General features: G+C 72.3%; 20 protein-coding genes. 12 read left to right on the forward strand and 8 right to left on the reverse strand.

Going from position 1 to position 20,044, the window contains the following annotated elements; translation table 11 throughout:
* Positions 1-7: 7 nt before the first annotated feature.
* From ACFYPH_RS25220 to ACFYPH_RS25235, 4 genes are all read right to left on the reverse strand, one after another.
* Positions 8-619 carry a PadR family transcriptional regulator gene (locus ACFYPH_RS25220; RefSeq protein ID WP_355063622.1) on the reverse strand — a complete coding sequence of 204 codons (612 nt, stop codon included), beginning with the start codon at positions 617-619 and terminating at the stop codon, positions 8-10.
* The gene (locus tag ACFYPH_RS25225; protein ID WP_354858518.1) at positions 616-1,440 is read right to left on the reverse strand and encodes a DUF4097 family beta strand repeat-containing protein; all 825 of its coding nucleotides are present in this window, start codon (positions 1,438-1,440) and stop codon (positions 616-618) included. Before ACFYPH_RS25225 ends, ACFYPH_RS25220 begins: the two co-directional genes overlap by 4 nt.
* Before the next feature lie 295 nt (positions 1,441-1,735).
* Entirely contained in the window at positions 1,736-2,668 is a 933-nt protein-coding gene (locus ACFYPH_RS25230; protein WP_354858516.1) for a lysophospholipid acyltransferase family protein, read from the reverse strand.
* Positions 2,665-3,447 (reverse strand): GNAT family N-acetyltransferase, encoded by a 783-nt coding sequence (locus tag ACFYPH_RS25235; RefSeq protein ID WP_387185084.1) that lies wholly within the window; start codon positions 3,445-3,447, stop codon positions 2,665-2,667. The genes ACFYPH_RS25230 and ACFYPH_RS25235 overlap by 4 nt, the downstream gene beginning before the upstream one ends.
* Positions 3,448-3,598: 151 nt before the next feature.
* Here ACFYPH_RS25235 and ACFYPH_RS25240 point away from each other — a divergent pair, with 151 nt between their 5' ends.
* The 3 genes from ACFYPH_RS25240 to ACFYPH_RS25250 all read left to right on the forward strand — a co-directional run bounded on the left by ACFYPH_RS25240 (position 3,599) and on the right by ACFYPH_RS25250 (position 6,143).
* Positions 3,599-4,246, forward strand: coding sequence for a hypothetical protein (locus ACFYPH_RS25240; protein WP_387185087.1), 648 nt, complete (start codon positions 3,599-3,601; stop codon positions 4,244-4,246).
* A gap of 140 nt (positions 4,247-4,386) precedes the next feature.
* On the forward strand, positions 4,387-5,322 hold the full coding sequence (locus tag ACFYPH_RS25245; RefSeq protein ID WP_355063629.1) for an ABC transporter ATP-binding protein: 936 nt from the start codon (positions 4,387-4,389) through the stop codon (positions 5,320-5,322).
* Positions 5,319-6,143 (forward strand): ABC transporter permease, encoded by an 825-nt coding sequence (locus ACFYPH_RS25250; RefSeq protein WP_355063631.1) that lies wholly within the window; start codon positions 5,319-5,321, stop codon positions 6,141-6,143. Before ACFYPH_RS25245 ends, ACFYPH_RS25250 begins: the two co-directional genes overlap by 4 nt.
* Before the next feature lie 76 nt (positions 6,144-6,219).
* Here ACFYPH_RS25250 and ACFYPH_RS25255 read toward each other — a convergent pair whose 3' ends face one another.
* Entirely contained in the window at positions 6,220-6,627 is a 408-nt protein-coding gene (locus ACFYPH_RS25255) for a hypothetical protein (protein ID WP_354858505.1), read from the reverse strand.
* Positions 6,624-6,962, reverse strand: coding sequence for a hypothetical protein (locus ACFYPH_RS25260; RefSeq protein ID WP_354858503.1), 339 nt, complete (start codon positions 6,960-6,962; stop codon positions 6,624-6,626). Before ACFYPH_RS25260 ends, ACFYPH_RS25255 begins: the two co-directional genes overlap by 4 nt.
* A gap of 266 nt (positions 6,963-7,228) precedes the next feature.
* Between ACFYPH_RS25260 and ACFYPH_RS25265 the strand changes: the two genes are divergently transcribed.
* From ACFYPH_RS25265 to ACFYPH_RS25285, 5 genes are all read left to right on the forward strand, one after another.
* Positions 7,229-10,978: a multifunctional oxoglutarate decarboxylase/oxoglutarate dehydrogenase thiamine pyrophosphate-binding subunit/dihydrolipoyllysine-residue succinyltransferase subunit gene (locus tag ACFYPH_RS25265; RefSeq protein ID WP_387185092.1), complete on the forward strand. Its 3,750-nt coding sequence runs from the start codon at positions 7,229-7,231 to the stop codon at positions 10,976-10,978.
* Positions 10,979-11,100: 122 nt separating this feature from the next.
* The gene (locus ACFYPH_RS25270) at positions 11,101-11,280 is read left to right on the forward strand and encodes a DUF6104 family protein (protein ID WP_355063637.1); all 180 of its coding nucleotides are present in this window, start codon (positions 11,101-11,103) and stop codon (positions 11,278-11,280) included.
* 105 nt (positions 11,281-11,385) lie between these two features.
* Entirely contained in the window at positions 11,386-12,081 is a 696-nt protein-coding gene (locus ACFYPH_RS25275; protein WP_355138037.1) for a DUF998 domain-containing protein, read from the forward strand.
* 138 nt (positions 12,082-12,219) lie between these two features.
* The gene (pta, locus tag ACFYPH_RS25280; RefSeq protein ID WP_354858496.1) at positions 12,220-14,289 is read left to right on the forward strand and encodes a phosphate acetyltransferase; all 2,070 of its coding nucleotides are present in this window, start codon (positions 12,220-12,222) and stop codon (positions 14,287-14,289) included.
* Positions 14,286-15,401 carry an acetate kinase gene (locus ACFYPH_RS25285; protein WP_363937247.1) on the forward strand — a complete coding sequence of 372 codons (1,116 nt, stop codon included), beginning with the start codon at positions 14,286-14,288 and terminating at the stop codon, positions 15,399-15,401. The genes pta and ACFYPH_RS25285 overlap by 4 nt, the downstream gene beginning before the upstream one ends.
* Before the next feature lie 43 nt (positions 15,402-15,444).
* Here ACFYPH_RS25285 and ACFYPH_RS25290 read toward each other — a convergent pair whose 3' ends face one another.
* Complete coding sequence (locus ACFYPH_RS25290) at positions 15,445-15,618, reverse strand: hypothetical protein (RefSeq protein WP_234588635.1); 174 nt, start codon at positions 15,616-15,618, stop codon at positions 15,445-15,447.
* Between the two features lie 157 nt (positions 15,619-15,775).
* Between ACFYPH_RS25290 and ACFYPH_RS25295 the strand changes: the two genes are divergently transcribed.
* A complete protein-coding gene (locus tag ACFYPH_RS25295; RefSeq protein WP_387185098.1) occupies positions 15,776-16,666 on the forward strand; it encodes an alpha/beta hydrolase family protein in 891 nt (296 codons plus the stop codon).
* Between the two features lie 86 nt (positions 16,667-16,752).
* Positions 16,753-17,298: a nucleotidyltransferase domain-containing protein gene (locus ACFYPH_RS25300; protein WP_355063644.1), complete on the forward strand. Its 546-nt coding sequence runs from the start codon at positions 16,753-16,755 to the stop codon at positions 17,296-17,298.
* Here ACFYPH_RS25300 and ACFYPH_RS25305 read toward each other — a convergent pair.
* Positions 17,180-17,641 (reverse strand): MerR family transcriptional regulator, encoded by a 462-nt coding sequence (locus ACFYPH_RS25305; RefSeq protein WP_355138047.1) that lies wholly within the window; start codon positions 17,639-17,641, stop codon positions 17,180-17,182. The two genes, ACFYPH_RS25300 and ACFYPH_RS25305, sit on opposite strands and share 119 nt — an antisense overlap.
* 90 nt (positions 17,642-17,731) lie before the next feature.
* On the opposite strand from ACFYPH_RS25305, the gene ACFYPH_RS25310 reads away from it, so the two are divergent.
* Complete coding sequence (locus ACFYPH_RS25310) at positions 17,732-18,781, forward strand: aldo/keto reductase (RefSeq protein WP_387185102.1); 1,050 nt, start codon at positions 17,732-17,734, stop codon at positions 18,779-18,781.
* 126 nt (positions 18,782-18,907) lie between these two features.
* On the forward strand, positions 18,908-19,873 hold the full coding sequence (locus ACFYPH_RS25315) for an alpha/beta hydrolase family protein (protein WP_387185105.1): 966 nt from the start codon (positions 18,908-18,910) through the stop codon (positions 19,871-19,873).
* Positions 19,874-20,044 lie beyond the last annotated feature (171 nt).

The raw sequence follows: 20,044 nt of genomic DNA on the forward strand, positions 1-20,044 counted from the left end.
GCGGACGTCAGCGCAGCAGCCGGCGCAGCCCGTCCAGGGCGCCGTCGAGCAGCCGGATCGCCGTGCGCAGTTGAGTGTCGCTGAACTGCCGCGCCCGCGCCAGACGGCTCACCTCGGCGGTGAACGAGGCCAGCCGCTGATCGAACTCGTCGAGCAGGGCGGCGCGCGGCACGTCGGCCGACGGGGGCCGGTACGGCGACGCGGGGGGCTCCCACCGCGTACGCCGGGTCTGCCGGGTGGCCTCGCTCAGCTCCCGCTTGAGGTCGCGCGTCGAGCCGCGCACCTCGCTGCGGATCTCGCCGGCCAGGGTGGAGAGATCCGCCACCGAGGCCGCGATGTCCGCTTCCAACGCGGTCAGCTCACCGGCGCGCTGGCGCAGCTCGGCGAGGCCGGCGTCGGTGATGGCGTACGTCTTGCGGCCCCCGGCGGCGGTGTGGCTCACCAGACCCTCGGCCTCCAGCCGTTGCAGTCGGGGGTAGATGGTGCCGGCGCTGGGCGCGTAGAGCCCGAGGAACCGGTCCTCCAGGAGGCGGATCAGCTCGTAGCCGTGCTTGGGGCCGTCGTCGAGGAGCTTGAGCAGGTAGAGCCGGAGCCGCCCGTGGCTGAACACGGCGGTCACGGCAACTCCTCCTCGTCGGCGGTCACCGGTCGGGCGAGGAGCGAAATGCTCCCCGACGTCGCGGAGGCCCAGAGCTTACCTTCGCCGGCGCCGAGCACCCCCTCGCTGCTCGGAAGCGGGAATCGCGAGTTGCGCACCTGCGGGAAGCCGCTGGTGATCCGGCCGGAGGCGGTGTTCAGCCGGACGGCGAGGTCGCTGTCCTCGCGGACCCGGACGGTGATGCTGCCCGAGATGGTGGTGAGCCGGATCTCGCTGCGTCGGGGGTTGTCCAGGTCGCAGGTGATGGCGCCGGAGACGGTCTGCGCCCGTACCCGGTCGGCGGCGCTGTCGGCGAGGGTCACCTCCCCGGAGACGGTCTCCAGGGTGAGGTCACCGCGCACGCCGAGCGCCTCCACCGGCCCGGAGGTGATCTTCGCGGAGGTGCTGCCGCGCAGGCCCATCAGGGTGATCTGGCCGGAGACGACGTGGGCCGTGGTCTGCCGCCGCAGACCGGAGGCGACCAGCGACCCGGAGACCAGGTCCAGGTCGGCGAGGACATCGGCGGGCACGGCGACGGAGACGTCCACCCGCGGATAGCGGTGGATCATCTGGAACCACCGCAGGACCTCCGACCAGCCGTGGCCGCGTTCCTGACGGATGGTGAGCCGGCCGTCGGAGTGGTCGATCAGGACGGGCCGACGGCCGACGTGGGTGACGTCGATCCGGGTCGGGCCGTCGGTGGCGACGACGTTGAGTCGTCCACTGATCAGGCGGACGTCCAGCCGGGTGACCGGGCCGTCCACGGTGAGCCGCTGCGGGCTGTCGACCGTCCATCCGGCCATGACGTCCTCCCCTCGGCGACGCGCCCACGCGCGCCGACGAGGAAACCCTAACGCGATACATCGCGACACACAAGACTGTCGCGAGTCGTCACCGCGACCCTGACCACGGCGCCAGCCACCAGCCCCGGCCTTCCAACGACGAGGGGAAGGGATGCTCCGGTCGCCTCCTTTGCTCTGCTTCAACCCAGGCAACACAAGCGGGCCGCAAGTGTTGCGTGGGTTGAAGCAGAGCAAAGGGCGATCCGACCTACTCCGGCGCCGGAATCGGCGCGTGTTCAAGCGATGAATCCTCCTCTCAGGCCGCCAGGTCCAGGTCCCGGCCGGCAGGCACCTGCGGCACGGAACCCGCCGGGGTCATGGTGGGGACCGGCCGCAGCCGGGTCCGCGTCGGGACAACCGGCATCAGGTGTACGGCAGACTCGGCGGCCCGGGCCAGCAACCGCCGGTCGGCGTCGCCAGCCGGGTGCAGCGCGGCGGCGATCGTCACCGACACCACCAGTTGCCGCGCCGCGACCACCCGAGCGACCGAGCACAGCAGGGTGTCCGCGCCGAGGAAGGCGGCGACCGTCGTGACCGCGCCGGTGGCGTCGCACCGGTACCCGAGCCGCAGCGGCACCACCGGGCTGCCCGCGTCGACGGCGGCCTGGAACATCGCGGGCCGGAAGCCGCCCCCGGGGCGGCACCCGTCCGCGCCGTCCCCGGCACACCAGGTCGTACCCTCGGGAAACACCGCGACCGACCGGCCGGCGCGCAGCGTGTCGGCGAGCCGGCGCACGGTGGCCGGCAGCGCCCGCGGCCGGGACCGGTCCACGAAGACCGTGCCCGCCGCCGCAGCGAGCAGCCCGACCACCGGCCAGGACCGGATCTCCCGCTTCGCCACCATGCGGGTGGGCGCGACCGCCAGGACGGCGAGGATGTCCAGCCACGAGACGTGGTTGGCGACCAGCAGCGCGCGCCGCCGGGGCAGCCGACCCCGGATCACCAGCCGGACGCCGAACGCGCGAACGGTGCCGCGGGCCCAGCCGCGCAGCACCGCCTGCCGCTCACGCGCCGGCAGCACGGGCAGCAGCACCGCCACTCCCACCCCGGCCAGCAGCATCCCGCTCGCCGCGACCAACCGGAGCACCCGGCGAACCACCGGCACCGTGGGCACCTCGCCGGCCGCCGGCAGGCAGTCGTCGTCGCAGCCCGAGAAGGGCCGCCACAGGTCCCGCGCTCCGAGGGTCACCGCTGGTCCCCGCCCAGGAAGTGCCGCAGGTAGCGCGGGCTCATCCGGTCCAGGGAGAAGAGCACGTAGAAGTCCGCGCACCCGAAGTCGGGGTCGTACGCGGGCTCACCACAGATCCACGCGCCGAGCCGCAGGTAACCACGCATTAGCGGCGGCACCGCCACCCGAGCGGCCGGGTCGGTGGCGCAGGCCGGGGCAGCCGGGGCGGCGGCCGGCTCGGCGAACCACGGGCGCAGTGGGCGCACCCGCAACGGCGGGGGCGACAGGTGCCGGGCCTGGGCCTGGGCCCACACCCCGGCGACCGTCCGACCACCGTCGTCGACCGGCACCGAGGCGCAGCCGCCGAGCCAGCGGGAGCCGCGCAGGTGCAGGTAGCGGGTGAGCCCCGCCCACATCAGGTTGATCACCGCACCGGAGCGGTGGTCCGGGTGCACGCAGGACCGACCCGTCTCGACGAGGTCGTCGCGCAGCGGGTCCAGCGCGCCGAGGTCGAACTCGTCCTCGGCGTACCGCCGGTCGGTACGCCCCGGCGGCAACAACCGGTACGTGCCGACCACCTGCCCGGTGCTGTCCTCGCGGACGATGAGGTGGTCGCAGTGGACGTCGAAGGGGTCCACGTCCAACCCGGCGCCGCCGGGTGCGAGGGTGGCACCCAACTCGGTGGCGAACACCTCGTGACGCAGGCGTTGCGCGGCCGCGACCTGGGTGGGGTCGTCGGCGATCAGCAGGGTGTATCCGCTGGTCGTCAGGGGTGCGCCAGCGACATGCAGAACGGCCATGGGATCTGTGTAGGTGCCCCGGGTTGCCATCGGATCGCACCACTGGTGTCGATCGGATGAACGCCGGCCGGCGGATGCCTCCGACCCGGTCCGTGCGAGGCTGCCCAGCGGGCCGGCGACGGCGCCGCCCCACGCCACACGGAGGTCGCCCATGCGCATCGAGTCCCGCTACAACGGGCCCACCGGCTCGGGCAACGGCGGCTGGAGCGCCGGCCTCTTCGCCGCCGCCGCCGGTGGATCCGGACCGGTGGAGGTGACGCTGCGTCGGCCACCGCCGCTGGAGACGGCGCTGAGCCTGGTCGACGGCGAGGTCCGGGACCCGGCCGGCGAGCTGGTGGCCGAGGTCCGCCCCGCCGGTGTCGTGGACGCCGTCGTGCCGCCGGTCGACCGGGAGACGGCGGTGCAGGCGTCGACCCGCTACCCCGGGTTCGTCGAGCATCCGTACCCAGAGTGTTTTGTCTGCGGTCCGAGCCGGAACGACGGGTTGCGGATCTTCCCCGGCCGGTTGCCGGACGGCCGGACCGCCGCGCCGTTCCGCGCACCCGAGCAGGTCAGCGATGCCACGGTCTGGGCCGCGCTGGACTGCCCCGGCGGCTGGACGGTGCTCGCGCCGGGCCGCCCGTACCTGCTCGGCCGGATCGCCGCGGTGGTCACCGCCCGGCCGGCGCCGGGCGACGAGTGCGTGGTGACCGGCGCGCTGATCGGTGTCGACGGCCGCAAGGCGCTGGTGCACACCAGCCTGTACGGCCCCGGCGGCGCGCTGCTCGGCGCGGCCCGGGCCACCTGGATCGCCCGCTGAGGACCCGCCGTCGTCCGCAGGGAGGAGACGACTCCACCCCAAGGGGGACCACGCCGTAGGGACCGAGCCTGATTGACCTTGTTGCTCGGTACCGTCACGCTGTGCCACGGCGTACCTCGACGCCACACGGGAGGAGAACGATGACTGACGGGCAGCGAAGCCCCACCAGCGACGGTCAGATCGTGGTGTCCGGTCTGACGAAGCAGTACAAGAACGTGCGGGCGGTGAACAACCTGTCCTTCACCGTGGCACCGGGGCGGGTGACCGGCTTCCTCGGCCCGAACGGCGCCGGTAAGACCACCACGCTGCGCATGCTGCTCAACCTGGTCACGCCGACCGGGGGCACCGCCACCATCAGCGGGCAGCGCTACGCCGATCTCGCCGACCCGCTGCGGCACGTCGGCGCGATCCTGGAGGCGTCCAGCGCGCACAAGGGCCGCACCGGCATCAACCACCTGCGGGTGATCTGCGCGGCGGCCGGCCTGCCCAAGTCCCGGGCCGACGAGGCGCTGGAGCTGGTCGGGTTGACCCCGGCGGCGAAGCGCAAGTTCAAGGGCTACTCGCTGGGCATGAAGCAGCGGCTCGGTATCGCCGCCGCGATGCTCGGTGACCCGCGGGTGCTGATCCTCGACGAGCCGGCCAACGGGCTGGACCCGGAGGGCATCCGGTGGATGCGCGGGTTCCTCAAGAACCTCGCCCACGAGGGCCGCACGGTGCTGGTCTCCAGCCACCTGCTGTCGGAGATGCAGCTGCTCGCCGACGACGTGGTGATCATCGCGGCGGGCCAGCTGGTCCGGCAGGGTCCGGTCGAGCAGGTGCTCGGGTCGATGGCACAGGGCGCCCGGGTCCGGGTCCGCACCCCGCAGGCCGAGGCGCTGACCACCGCGTTGAAGGCGCAGTCGGCCACGGTCGACACCGACGAGCAGGGCATCCTGCTGGTCTCCGGGGTGGACGCCCCGACGATCGGCCGGGCCGCGTTGGCCGCCGGCGTGGAGCTGCACGAACTGACCACCGAACGGCCCGACCTGGAACGGGTCTTCCTGGAGCTGACGGCCGGAAAGGCGGGCATCCGATGAACCTCGTCCGATCCGAGTTGCTCAAGATCCGTACCACCAACACCTGGTGGGTCTTCGCGCTGATCAGCCTGCCGCTGTGGGCGCTCACGCTGCTCATCAACTGGTTGCAGGCCGACGCGTTGACCAGCAACAACCTCGGCGAGGTGTCGGGCGAGCAGGCGGACCAGATCGCTGCGGCGGCCACCCCGGACGCGCTCTCGTCGAACCTGTTCACCACCGGGCAGTTCTTCGGCCTGCTGATCGTGATGCTGCTCGGCATCATCGTGGTGACGAGCGAGTTCTTCCACCAGACGGTCACCACCACGTTCCTGACCAACCCGCACCGCACCGCGGTGATGATCGCCAAGCTGGTCGCGGCGGGTGTGCTGGCGCTGCTGTTCTGGCTGGTCACCACCGTGTTCAATTTGATCGCCGGCTCGGCGGTGCTGAACGCCGTCGGGGTGGACTCACAGTTGGGCAACGACGCGGCCTGGCGGGCGATCGGGTTGAACCTGCTCGCGTACCTGCTCTGGGCGGTGTTCGGCGTCGGCATCGGCGTGCTGATCCGCAGCCAGATCGGCGCCACCGTGACCGGCATCCTGCTCTACCTGGGCGGCTCGATCGGCGCCATCCTGGTGATCACCATCCTGGCCAACCGGTGGGGTGACTGGATCAACAACCTGCAACTGCTGGTGCCGTCGCTGGCCTCGTCGCTGATGGTCACCGGGGCGGACATCCCGGGTAACCCGCCGCGCTGGGCGGGCGCCGCCGTGCTCATCGGGTACGCGGTGGTCACCGGCGTGGTCGGCACCCTGCTGATGCGTCGGCGCGACATCTCCTGACCGACGCGAGTTCCGGGGTGGCGGCGGCACGGCCGCCACCCCGGGCCGGCTCCGGCCCCGCCGGGCTGCCGGCACCTCACCCGCCCGGGCAGCCCCGGCCGCCGCTGATCGGAATGCACTGGGTGACCACCGGGTCGGGCTCCTGGTCGGCGGGAATGTGCCCGGTCAGCCCACTGGTGGTCAGGCTGGCGACCAGGGCGACCGCCACGTACAGCAGCACCGTCCCGCCGAGCGCCCCGGCGAAGTGCCGACGCCAGAGGGCCTCCCCCGCCAACCCGGCCAGCAGCAGGCCGAGCACCGGAAGCACCGCGTTGAGCACGAGCCCGGTCGTCAGCAGGGCGTCCGTGGTCGCGCCGAACGCCTGCGCCTCGTCCGCGGTCGGCGTGTACGGCCTGGCCAAGCGCCGGATCAGGCCCACCAGCAGCAGGAACGGCACCCCGTAGAGCCAGGCGAAGAAGAGCCCGCCGAGGCCGAGCCGCTTCACGAGCGACCCAGGTACACGGCGGCGCAGACCCCGACGCTGAGCACCGCGGCCGTGGTGCCGGCGAGCACCGCCGAGGGGACGAGTCGGACGACCAGCGCGGTCACCAGCGCCGTCACGACCAGCAGCCCGAGGAGCACCGGCGTGCCCCACACCAGAGCGACGAACACCAGCGACTCGCCCGGCGACAGGCAGCTGAACCAGGCCGCGCAGTCGTCGTGCGGCGCGCTCGGCACGCTCGTCGTGCCCACCGCCATGGCCGCGATCGCGGTGACGTACCAACCGGACGCCACCGCCATGCTCCGGCCGTAGCGCCCCCGTACCCCGTCATGATCCATGCGCCCGATCGTCGCGGACGGCGTTGGCCCGGGACATCCGTACCGGTACTCAATCTGGCGGTACCAGCCGTACCAGCCGGCGACGGGTCGCGCAGGGGTTGGTGAACTTCTGGCATCTTCTGTGAAACCGGCCACCCGACCGAGGCGGAAATGCCGCCGGGATCCTTACGGCGTAGCCTGGGAGTCGTCCTGTCCGTGGTCCATCAACTGGACGCGACGGACACCGCGTGACACATAAACCCGCGTGAAAGAGGCGATTACCGGCCGTGTCGACCCAGCAGACTTCGCAGGAGAACCCACTGGCGGGTTTCGGCCCGAACGAGTGGATCGTCGAGGAGATGTACCAGCGGTACCTCGCCGACCCAACGAGCGTCGATTCGGCCTGGCACGACTTCTTCGCCGACTACCGGCCGGCGCCCGGCGCCGGCACACCGCGCAGGGCTGAGACGTCGGGCAAGCCCGCCGCCGCGCCCGAGCCGGACGGCCAGCCGGAGCCGGCGGCCACGGTCAGCCAGCCCAGCGCCCCGGCGAAGCCGGCCGCCGCCGCCAGCAAGACGGCCGCGGCGCCGTCGGCACCGGCCAAGGCCGCGCCCGCGAAGGCCACCCCGGAGAAGGCCGCACCGGCCAAGCCGGCCGCGAAGGCCGCCGCGCCGAGCGCCGACGGCCCGCAGACCACCCCGCTGCGGGGTGTCGCCGCGAAGATCGTGCAGAACATGGACGCCTCGCTGAGCGTGCCCACCGCGACCAGCGTCCGCGCGGTCCCGGCGAAGCTGCTGGTCGACAACCGCATCGTGATCAACAACCACCTCGCCCGGGGGCGCGGTGGCAAGGTCAGCTTCACCCACCTGGTCGGCTACGCGATGGTCCGGGCGCTGGTCCAGCACCCGGAGATGAACAACTCCTTCGCCGAGGCCAACGGCAAGCCGGCCGTGGTCCGCCCGGCGCACGTCAACCTCGGCATCGCGATCGACCTGGCCAAGCCGGACGGCAGCCGCAACCTGGTGGTCCCCTCCATCAAGGGCTGCGAGCAGATGGACTTCCGGCAGTTCTGGCAGGCGTACGAGGACGTGGTCCGGCGGGCGCGGCGCAACGAGCTGACCATGGAGGACTACTCCGGCACCACGATCTCGCTGACCAACCCGGGCGGCATCGGCACAGTGCACTCCATGCCGCGGCTCATGCAGGGGCAGAGCGCGATCATCGGCGTCGGCGCGATGGAGTACCCGGCCCCCTACCAGGGCATGTCCGAGGCGACTCTCGCCGAGCTGGCGGTCAGCAAGGTCATCACGCTGACCAGCACGTACGACCACCGGATCATCCAGGGCGCGCAGTCCGGCGAGTTCCTCAAGGTCATGCACGAGCTGATCCTGGGCGAGCACAGCTTCTACGACGAGATCTTCACCTCGCTGCGCATCCCGTACGAGCCGGTGCGCTGGGTGCGCGACGTGGCCGTCAACTCCGAGGGTCAGATCAACAAGACCGCCCGGGTGCACGAGCTGATCCACGCGTACCGCGTGCGCGGTCACCTGATGGCCGACACCGACCCGCTGGAATTCACCATCCGCAAGCACCCCGACCTGGACGTCCTCCAGCACGGGCTGACCCTGTGGGACCTGGACCGCGAGTTCCCGGTCAACGGCTTCGCCGGCCGCCAGCGGATGAAGCTGCGCGAGATCCTCGGCGTGCTGCGCGACTCGTACTGCCGGCGCGTCGGCATCGAGTACATGCACATCCAGGACCCGGAGGAGCGGCGCTGGATCCAGGAGCGGATCGAGCGCAAGTACGAGAAGCCGTCCCCCGACGAGCAGAAGCACGTGCTCAACCGGCTCAACGCCGCCGAGGCGTTCGAGACCTTCCTGCAGACCAAGTACGTCGGCCAGAAGCGCTTCTCGCTGGAGGGTGGCGAGTCGCTGATTCCGCTGCTGGGCGAGGTGCTCGAGTCCTCCGCCGAGAGCGGGCTGGACGAGGTCGTCATCGGCATGGCCCACCGGGGCCGGCTCAACGTGCTGGCCAACATCGTCGGCAAGCCGTACGAGAAGATCTTCTCGGAGTTCGAGGGTCACCTCGACCCGCGCTCGACGCAGGGCTCCGGCGACGTGAAGTACCACCTGGGTCAGAACGGCAAGTTCACCACCCCGGACGGCGAGCACGTCGTCAAGGTGTCCCTGGTGGCGAACCCGTCGCACCTGGAGGCCGTCGACCCCGTGCTGGAGGGCATCGTCCGGGCCAAGCAGGACCGGATCGACCTCAAGCTGGAGGGCTACACCGTGCTGCCGCTGGCGGTGCACGGCGACGCCGCGTTCGCCGGGCAGGGTGTGGTCGCCGAGACGCTCAACCTGTCGCAGCTGCGCGGCTACCGCACCGGCGGCACCGTGCACGTGGTGGTCAACAACCAGGTCGGCTTCACCACCGCCCCGGAGTACAGCCGGTCCAGCCTCTACAGCACCGACGTGGCCCGGATGATCCAGGCGCCGATCTTCCACGTGAACGGCGACGACCCGGAGGCCGTGGTCCGAGTGGCCCGGCTGGCCTTCGAGTACCGGCAGGCGTTCAACAAGGACGTCGTGATCGACATGGTCTGCTACCGCCGGCGCGGCCACAACGAGGGCGACGACCCGTCGATGTCCAACCCTCAGATGTACAAGATCATTGACTCGAAGCGTTCGGTGCGCAAGCTCTACACCGAGGAGCTGATCGGTCGCGGCGACATCACCGTGGAGGACGCGGAGGAGCTGCTGCGCGACTACCAGGCGCAACTGGAGAAGGTCTTCAAGGCCACCCGGGACGCCGCCGCCACGCCGCGCCAGCTCAACCGCCCCCGCCACGAGGAGGAGCCGGAGCCGGCGGTTGACACCGCCACCGACGCCGCCGTGGTGAAGGCGATCGGCGAGGCCCACGTCAACCTGCCCGAGGGCTTCACTCCGCACAAGCGGATCCAGCAGCTGCTCGACCGGCGGGCCAAGATGTCCGTCGAGGGCAACATCGACTGGGGCTTCGGCGAGATCATCGCGTTCGGGGCGCTGCTGCACGACGGGGTCACCGTCCGGCTCGCCGGGCAGGACTCGCGGCGCGGCACCTTCGTCCAGCGGCACGCGTCGGTGGTCGACCACCGCACCGGCGACGACTACCTGCCGTTGAAGTCGCTCACCGGCGATGGCGAGCGCTCCCGGTTCTTCGTGCACGACTCGCTGCTGAGCGAGTACGCGGCGATGGGCTTCGAGTACGGGTACTCGGTGGAGAACGTCAACGCGCTGGTCGCCTGGGAGGCCCAGTTCGGTGACTTCGTCAACGGCGCCCAGTCGGTGATCGACGAGTTCATCTCCTCCGGTGAGGTGAAGTGGGGTCAGCGCTCCGCGGTGACCCTGCTGCTGCCGCACGGCCACGAGGGCCAGGGCCCGGACCACACCTCCGGTCGCCCGGAGCGGTTCCTGCAGATGTGCGCCGAGGACAACATGCGGGTGTCCATTCCGACGACCCCGGCGAACTACTTCCACCTGCTGCGACGCCAGGCCCTGTCGCCGAAGCGCAAGCCGCTCGTGGTGTTCACGCCGAAGTCGCTGCTGCGGCACAAGCTCTGCGTCTCGTCGGTGGAGGACTTCACCACCGGCACCTTCCAGCCGGTGCTGCGCGACACCGCCGCCCCGGCACCGGAGTCGGTGAAGCGGGTGCTGCTCTGCTCGGGCAAGGTCTACTACGACCTGTTCCAGGCCCGGCAGGAGCGCGGCATCACCGACACGGCGATCATCCGGATCGAGCAGCTGTACCCGCTGCCGGTGGAGGAGATCCGGGCCGCCCTGGCGCAGTTCCCGAACGCGGAGGACTTCGCCTGGGTGCAGGAGGAGCCGGCCAACCAGGGCGCCTGGTCGTTCGTGGCGCTCAACCTGCTGGAGCACCTCACCGACGTCCGGCTGCGGCGGATCTCCCGCCCGGCCGCGGCGGCCCCGGCGGTCGGCTCGGCCAAGACCCACGAGGTCGAGCAGACCGCGCTCATCGAGGCGGCACTCCCCCGCCCGTGACCTGACCGCGCCACGCGAGCCGGGGCAGGGCCGTTTCCCACGGTCCTGCCCCGGCTCGCGTCGGTCCATCCGAACCACCGACCCGCCCGGCCCGCGCCGGGCCGAGCACGAGGACGTACGCCGTGTACTTCACCGACCGTGGCATCGAGGAGCTGGTCGAGCGCCGGGGCGACGAGCAGGTGACCCTGGAGTGGCTGGGCGAGCGCCTGCGCGACTTCGTCGACCTCAACCCCGAGTTCGAGACCCCGATCGAGCGCCTGGCCACCTACCTGGCCCGCCTGGACGACCCCGACGACGAGTGACCCTCAGCGGTTGACCCGTCTCTCTGTGTGATGTGCACTGGTGGGGCGGCGTGCGCGGGTCTCCTCGACCCTCACCGGACGCCACCCCGGCGCCAGGAGACGACCATGAAACACCAGCCCGGCAACCCGCCGCAGGACACCGCGACCGTACGCCACCTGCGCCTCGGCATCGGCTCGGTCGGCTTGGCCCTGCCCGTCGCACTGGTGGTCGGCCACATGGTCGCCAGCCGCCGCGTCGTCGTCCTCGACTCGCTCAGCGCCTATTACCACACCGAGATGCGCAACATCTTCGTCGGCGCACTGTGCGCGATCGGGGTGTTCCTGATCGCCTACCGCTACCGCTGGCCGGACGACCTGTTAGGCACGATCGCCGGGACGCTCGCGATCCTGGTGGCCCTGTTTCCGGTACACGGGCCGACCGGAGGCGACAGCCGGCTGGTCGGTCTGGTGCACCAGGCCGCCGCCGGGTCGCTGTTCGTCCTGCTCGCCGCCTTCTGCATGTTCCTGTTCACCCGACCCGACCGTGCTGGGGTGCCGCCCCGACGCGCCGCCAACCGCTGCTACCGCGCGTGCGGCCTGCTCATCCTGGCGGCGATCGCAGGCGCGCTGGCGAGCGGGGCGCTGCCCACCGACGTCCGCCACGCCCTCCAGCCGCTGCTGTGGTGCGAGACCCTCGCCGTGGCCGCCTTCGGCACCGCCTGGGTCGTCAAGAGCGACGCGATCTTCCGGATGGCCGGGCTGCCCGACGCGCCACCGTCCGCCGAGACGATCGGGCCGACGTCCGCGACAGCCGCGTCCTGAACGGACGGGACTCGCCCTGAACCCCGACAGGAACAGGTGCGGGAGCGCAACCTCCAGCGGACACTCTGGCTGGCCCGCCGGGTCGACGTGCTGACGAGCGGACCGACGACGGCCACCACGATCTTGTAGCGTGGGGCCGTGGCGCGCAGCGTGTATCTGACCAGCGTCGGTTCGGGCGGGGGCAAGTCGACCATCGCCCTCGGGCTGGCCGAGTTGCTGTCCCGCCAGGTCGGGCGGATCGGTGTGTTCCGGCCGCTGGTGGCCGACACCGGCCCGGACCCGATCCTCGCGCTGCTGAGCGAGCGGTACCGCGTCGAGGTGCCGCTCGCCGAGCTGGCCGGATCCACCTACGCCGAGGCGGCCAGGCTGGTCGCCGACGGCCGACGGGAAGAGCTGATCTCCGCTGTCGTCCAGCGGTACCGGGCGGTGGAGCGGCAGTGCCCGGCGGTGGTCGTGGTGGGCAGTGACTTCGACGAGCCGGGCGACCCGGCGCACCCCCGCGAGCTGGCCTTCAACGCCCGGCTGGCCACCGAGTTCGGCAGCGTGGTGGTGCCGGTGGTGGACGGCTACGAGCAGGAGCCGACGGCCGTCGCGGCGGCCATGCGCGGGGCGTACCACGATCTGGCCGACCTGGGCGCGACGGTGCTCGCGGTGATCGCCAACCGGGTGTCCGAGCCGATGACGCTGCCGGAGCTGCCCGTGCCGGCGTACGCCATCCCGGAGGTGCCGAGCGTGTCGGCGCCGACGGTGGCCGAGGTGGCGGCGGCGCTCGGCGCCACCCTGCTGGCCGGGGACGACGCGGCGCTCGGCCGGGACGTGCTGGACTTCGTGGTCGGCGCGGCACACGTGCCGACCCTGCTGGGCCACCTCACCGAGGGCGCTCTGGTGATCACCCCCGGGGACCGGGCCGACCTGCTCGTCGCCGCCAGTGCGGCGCACGTGGCCGGGCAGGTGTCGGTGGCCGGGCTGGTGCTCACCCTCGGCGAGCAACCCGACCCCCGGGTGATGCGGCTGGTGGAGGGCCTCAACACCGGCCTGGCCGTGCTCTCCGTCGGCAGCGACAGCTACGACACGGTGGCCGCGTCCAGCCGGATCGAGGGGCGGCCCAGCGTGGCCAACCCCCGCAAGGTGGAGGCCGCGCTCGGCGCGTTCGAACGCTGCGTGGACACCGACGACCTGGCCCGCCGGCTGCGGGTCAGCCGCTCGACGCGGGTCACCCCGCTGATGTTCGAGAACGAGCTGATCGACCGGGCCCGCTCGAAGCCCCGGCACCTGGTGCTGCCCGAGGGCGCCGAGGAGCGCATCCTGCGGGCGGCGGAGATCCTGCTGCGCCGGGGCGTGGCCGACCTGACGCTGCTCGGCCGCCCGGACGACATCGCCCGGCGCACCCGCGAGCTGGGCATCGACCTCGGCGACGCGCGGCTCGTCGACCCGGCCACCAGCGGGTGGCGCGACGAGTTCACGGCCGAGTACGCGCGGCTGCGCGCCCACCGGGGCGTCACCGCCGAGCTGGCGCACGACATCGTGGCCCAGCCCAACTACTTCGGGACGCTCATGGTGAACGCCGGGTACGCCGACGGCATGGTCTCCGGCGCCACGCACACCACCGCCGCCACCATCCTGCCCGCGTTCGAGATCATCCGTACCGTGCCGGAGGTCTCGGTGGCCTCCAGCGTCTTCTTCATGCTGCTCGCCGACCGGGTGCTGGTCTACGGCGACTGTGCGGTCAACCGCGACCCGGACGCCGCCCAGCTCGCCGACATCGCGATCTCGTCGGCCGACACCGCCGCCCGCTTCGGCATCGAACCCCGGGTGGCCATGCTGTCGTACTCCACCGGCAGCTCCGGCGCGGGCGAAGACGTGGAGAAGGTCGCCGCGGCCACCGCGCTGGTCCGGGAGCGTCGGCCCGACCTGCTGGTCGAGGGGCCGATCCAGTACGACGCGGCGATCGACCCCGCCGTGGCGGCGACGAAGCTGCCCGACAGCCCGGTCGCCGGCCAGGCCACGGTCTTCATCTTCCCGGACCTCAACACGGGCAACAACACGTACAAGGCGGTGCAGCGCTCGGCCGGGGCGGTCGCCGTCGGCCCGGTCATGCAGGGCCTGCGCCGGCCGGTGAACGACCTTTCCCGCGGCGCGACCGTGCCGGACATCGTCAACACGGTGGCGATCACCGCCATCCAGGCGGCCGCCGAGGAGGCGTCATGAGTCGGGTGCTGGTGCTCAACTGCGGGTCGTCGTCGGTGAAGTGGCGCCACTACGACGGGGACCGGCCCCTCGACCAGGGCACCGTCGAGCGGGTCGGTGAGCCCGGCGGCGGCCCGGCGGACCACGCCAGCGCCGTCCGGCAGATCCTGGCCGGTCTGGACCTGAACGGGCTCACCGCGGTCGGGCACCGGGTGGTGCACGGCGGACGGAAGTTCACCACCCCGGTCCTCATCGACGACGCGGTGCTGGCCGCGATCAAGGATCTGGTGCCGCTCGCCCCGCTGCACAACCCGGCCAACCTGGCCGGCATCGAGGTGACCCGGGCGGCGCTGCCGGACGTCCCGCAGGTCGCCGTCTTCGACACGGCGTTCCACCACACCCTGCCGGAGGCCGCCGCGACCTACGCGATCGACCTGGACACCGCGCAGCGGTACGGCATCCGCCGGTACGGCTTCCACGGCACCTCGCACGCGTACGTCTCCCGGCGTACCGCCGAGCTGCTGGGCCGCCCGTACGAGCAGCTCAACACCATCACCCTGCACCTGGGCAACGGGGCCAGCGCCTGCGCGGTCGCGAACGGCCGCAGCGTCGCCACCTCGATGGGGATGTCGCCCCTCCAGGGGCTGGTGATGGGCACGCGCAGCGGCGACCTCGACCCGACCGTGATCTTCCACCTGCGGCGGGAGGGCGGGCTGTCGGTCGACGACATCGACGACCTGCTCAACCACCGCAGCGGGCTGCTGGGGTTGACCGGCGTCAACGACATGCGCGAGGTGCTGCAGCGCAGGGCGGCCGGGGACCGGGCAGCCGCGCTGGCCTTCGACGTGTACTGCCGGCGGATCACCGGGTACGTCGGCGCGTACTACGCGCTGCTCGGCCACGTGGACGCGATCGCGTTCACCGCCGGCGTGGGCGAGCACGCCGCGCCCGTCCGGGCCGCCGCGCTGGCCGGGCTGGCCCGGCTCGGCATCACCGTCGACGAGGCGCGCAACAACGGTGACGGCGACCGGCTGATCTCGCCGGACGACGCCGAGGTGAGCGTCTGTGTCATCCGCACCGATGAGGAACGGGAGATCGCCCGACAGACCCGGGATGTGGTCGGGGCGCACTGAAGCCCCCCGACCCGCCCGGTCAGCGCACTGCCGCGCCGGCTGGTCAGCGCATCGCCAGCCAGGCGACGAGGGCCACCAGCAGTACGACGACCACCGCCGCACCGACGATGAGCGGCAGGCGGGACGGCGCGTCGGCCGGGCCGGCGGCCTCCGGCGTCTGGGTGAAGGCGCGGAACGCCTCGGTGTTGCCGCTGGGGTCGGTGTAGTTCTCAGCCATGTCGGTGACCCTAGCGAAGCCGGTCGCCGAGCGCCGCCCCCGCCTCCGCCGTCCCACCGGGTCGAACCGGCCGGCGGAGGCGACCCGACCGGGTGGCGGGCAGAGCCGGGCCGGACGGCGGGGCCGCCGGACGTGCCCGGGCACCTACGGTGAAACGGTGGGGGCGGGACGGCTGGTCGCCGTACTGGTGACAGCGCTGCTGGCCGGTTGCGCGCCGGCCACCGCCGTGGCGGGCGGCTCCACCGGGCCGCCGTCCGCGCGCCGAGCGCCCGAGGGGTCGTACGTCGTCGGCGTGCGTACGCTCACCCTCGATCCGCGCTCGGCGCGCCCCCTGCCGGTGACCATCTGGTATCCGACCGGGACCGACGGGGTGGCCGCCGGCCGCTTCCCGGTGGTGATCTACAGCCACGGGCTGCACAGTCGACCCGAGCTGCACGCCGGGCTGACCACCCGCTGGGCGGCGGCCGGTTTCGTGGTGGCGGCGCCCGCGTACCCGCACACCAGCGCGGGTGCCGCGCACTTCACCCGGGCCGACGTGCGCAACCAGCCCGCCGACGGTTGGCGGCTGATCCGGCACCTGGGCCGCCTCGACGGCGACCCGGGTGATCCGCTCGCCGGCCACCTGGACCTCACGTCGATCGCCGCCGCCGGTCACTCGGCGGGCGGCTTCACCACCTCCGGCATGTTCACCGAGGGCCACCCGGCCCGGCTGCGCGGGGGCATCGTGATCGCCGGCGGCGGGCTGCCGGGCAGCTTCGCCGGACCGACCGCACCGGTGCTCTTCGTGCACGGCACGGCCGACCCGGTGGTGCCGGTGACGGTCGGCCGGGCGGCGTACGCGCGTACCCCGGGACCGGCGGTGTTCGTCAGTGTGCTCGGCCAGGACCACGGCGCGTACCTCACGCCGGGCAACCCCGGATTCGCCGCCGTCCTCGCCACCACCACCGACTTCCTGCGCTGGACCCTCTACGGTGACCGGACCGCCGGCGCCCGCCTGCCCACCGACGCGCGCACGCCCGGCACCCACTACGAGTCCCGCCTCACCTAGCGGCGGTGGCGGTGGCCGCACACGACAAGCGCTGCTGCCCACTGAAGGCTCCCCCGCGCACCCGGACGTGCCGCTAGGGTGCCCCGGTGGACGACCTCGCGCGCCGCCAGTTGGCGAGCATCGCCGAAGTGGTCGAGGTGGCCGGATCGGCCGGCATTCCGGTGTGGTTGCGTGGCGGCTGGGCGATGGACTTCCAGCTCGGCCAGGTGTCCCGACCGCACGTCGACGTCGACTGGTACTGCTGGCGCGAGGACGCGGCCCGGCTGGCAGCCCTGCTGCTGGCCCGGGGCTGGCGACCCGATCCCCGGATGCCGGTGGAGCTACAGCTCGACCTGTTCGCCGCCGACGTGGAGGTGAGCTTCGCGTACCTGGGTCGCGACGACGCCGGTCGACCGACGGTGGGTGCCGGGTCCTGGGCCGGCACGCCACTGCCGGTCGGGATGCTGGACGCACCACCCGGCCGGCTCGGCCCGTTGACCGTGCCGACGATCTCGGTGCCGGCCCAGATCGAGTTCAAGCAGATGTACCCGGTGTGGATGCCGGAGCGGCCCCGCCGTCCGAAGGACGCGGACGACCTGGCTCGACTGCGGGCTGGGCCCCGTCGAGAAGGTCCTCGTACACCCCGACCTTGAAGCCGATCAGGTCCAGGCACTGGGTGAGCCTGCCGATCTGGCTGGTGACGCGCTCCCGGTGCTCGCGCAGGAGGGCGAGACGTTCCTCCTCGTTGCCGGCGCCCTCCCGGACGAGGTCGGTGTACCGGCGGAGCGCGGGCAACGGCATGCCCGAGGCGCGGAGAATGATGCAGACGGTCAGCCAGTCGACGTCGTCCTGGCTGTAGACACGACGCCCACCGGGCCCACGGCGTACGGGATCGACGAAGACGCCCTCCTGCTCGTAGAAGCGGAGGGCGTGCACGCTCAAGCCGGTACGTTCGGCGACCTGCCCGATGCTCAGACTCACGGTGTCCTCGGCCATGCCGAGCAGGGTAACGAGGCTTGACCTAGAGCCGACTCCAGCTCCTAGGGTCCCCCGTGATCGTTACGACATCGCCAAGGGAGCATCGGCATGCGCTATCGCACACTCGGCGGCACCGGCATCGAGGTGAGCACCCACTGCCTCGGGACCATGATGTTCGGCGCCGTCGGGAACCCGGACCACGACGACTGCGTCCGTATCGTCCGCGCGGCCCTGGACCAGGGCATCAACTGTGTCGACACCGCCGACATGTACGGCCGGGGCGAGTCCGAGCAGATCGTGGGCAAGGCGCTGCGGGGGCGTCGGGACGACGTCGTCCTCGCCACCAAGGTGCACTTTCCGATGGGTGAGGGGCCCAACCAGGGTGGCAACTCGCGGCGCTGGATCCTCAAGGCGGTCGAGGGGAGCCTGCGGCGCCTGGGCACCGACTGGATCGACCTCTACCAGGTCCACCGCCCCGACCCCTCGACCGACATCGAGGAGACGCTCTCGGTGCTCACCGACCTCGTGCGCGAGGGAAAGATCCGCGCCTTCGGGTGCTCGACGTTCCCCGCTGAGGAGATTGTCGAGGCGCACCAGGTCTCCGAGCGTCGCGGCCTCGGGCGGCTGCGCACCGAGCAGCCGCCGTACTCGATCCTGGCCCGCGGGGTCGAGGCGTCGACCCTGCCGGTCTGTCAGCGCTACGGCATGGGGGTGCTGGTCTGGAGTCCGCTCGCCTTCGGGTTCCTCAGCGGGAAGTACCGCAGGGACCGGCCCGTCGACCTGTCGACCGGGCGTGCCGTGCTCCGGCCGGCGCAGTTCGATCCCACGCTCGCCGAGAACGCCGCCAAGCTCGACATCGTCGAGCAGCTCGTCGACCTCGCGGCGGGCATCGGCTGCACGCTCCCGCAGCTCGCCATCGCCTTCACCGTGGCCCATCCGGCGGTCACCTCGGCGATCATCGGACCGCGGACCATGGCGCACCTGGAGGACCTGATCAAGGGCGCCACGCTCACCCTGGACGACGCGACCCTCGACCGGATCGACGAGATCGTGCCGCCCGGAACCAACCGGTACGACCCCAACGCCGCCTTCCCGCCACGCTCCCTGACCGACACCGCCCGGCGGCGGCGCCCGCTCCCCGACCGCGCCGCGGCCTGAGCGAGCCGGTCACGGCGTGGCCTGAGCGAGCCGGTCACGCCGCGGCCTGAGCGAACCGGTCACGGCGTGGGCACCGCGCGTCGAACCGCGCCGAGCCGGTCGGCGCGGCAGGGCACAATTGGCTTCATGTCGCGTCGCGTCACCTCCACGCTGCTGGCCAGCGTCCTGCTCATGGCCGGCCTGGTCGGCTGCTCCGCCGACGCCCGCAAGACCGAGAGCTGGCGGGCGCCGGCCGAGCCACCGCCCGCCGCCACGCCGACGCCGCAGGTACCCGCCGGGACCGCACCGAAGAGCGCCTTCGGCGTCGGCGTACGCCAGCTCAAGCTGAACCGGGACGGCCGCGCGCTGCCGGTGACGCTCTGGTATCCGGCGGCCGGGGAGTCCGGCGGCGCGGTCAAGCGGTCCGCGGCGGCGGCACAGGGCCGGTTTCCGGTGGTGATGTTCAGCCACGGCCTCACCGGGCGGCCGGAGGACTACGCCACCCTGCTGACCCGCTGGGCGGCGGCGGGCTTCGTGGTGGCCGCGCCGACCTTCCCGCACACCTCCCGGGGCAGCGACGGCAACATCCTCGACGTGCTCAACCAGCCGGCCGACGTGTCGTACGCGCTGACCCAGGTGCTGGCGCTCGACGGCAAGGCCGGCGACGGGCTGCGCGGCCGGCTGGCCACCGACCGGGTCGCCGCGGCCGGGCACTCGGCCGGCGGGGTGACCACCATCGGCCTCTTCACCGCCAGCCGGGACGAGCGGCTGGACGCCGGGGTGGTGTTCGCCGGTACGGCCGTCGGCGTGGGTACGGCGTTCGCAGGGGCGACCGCGCCGCAGCTGTTCGTGCACGGCGAGCTGGACGAGGTGGTCGACTACGCGGCGGGCAAGGCGGCGTACGACAAGGTGCCCTGGCCGAAGGCGCTGCTCAGCCTGCCCAAGGGCGACCACGGGCGGGCGCTGCTCAGCGACGCCGCGACGCTGCGGGTCGTCTCGGACACGTCCGTCGAGTTCCTGCGCTGGTCGCTGTACGGCGACGCGGAGGCCAAGAAGCGCATCCCCACCGACGCGACGCGCGGCGACATCGCCACCTTCGACGATCACCTCTGAGATCCCGACCGCTCAAGATCGCGCAACAACCAGGAAACAGTGGCCTCCCACGACGCGGAGGCCACTATTTCCATGACAACGCTGTTGCGTTTGGCGATCGGGACTTGAGTCAAGGGCTTTGGAGACGCGAACGGGACTTCTGATAGATCAGCTTGTGTCGAGCAAGGTGAT

It is taken from the genome of Micromonospora sp. NPDC005252 (genome assembly GCF_042872475.1).
Lineage (GTDB): Bacteria > Actinomycetota > Actinomycetes > Mycobacteriales > Micromonosporaceae > Micromonospora.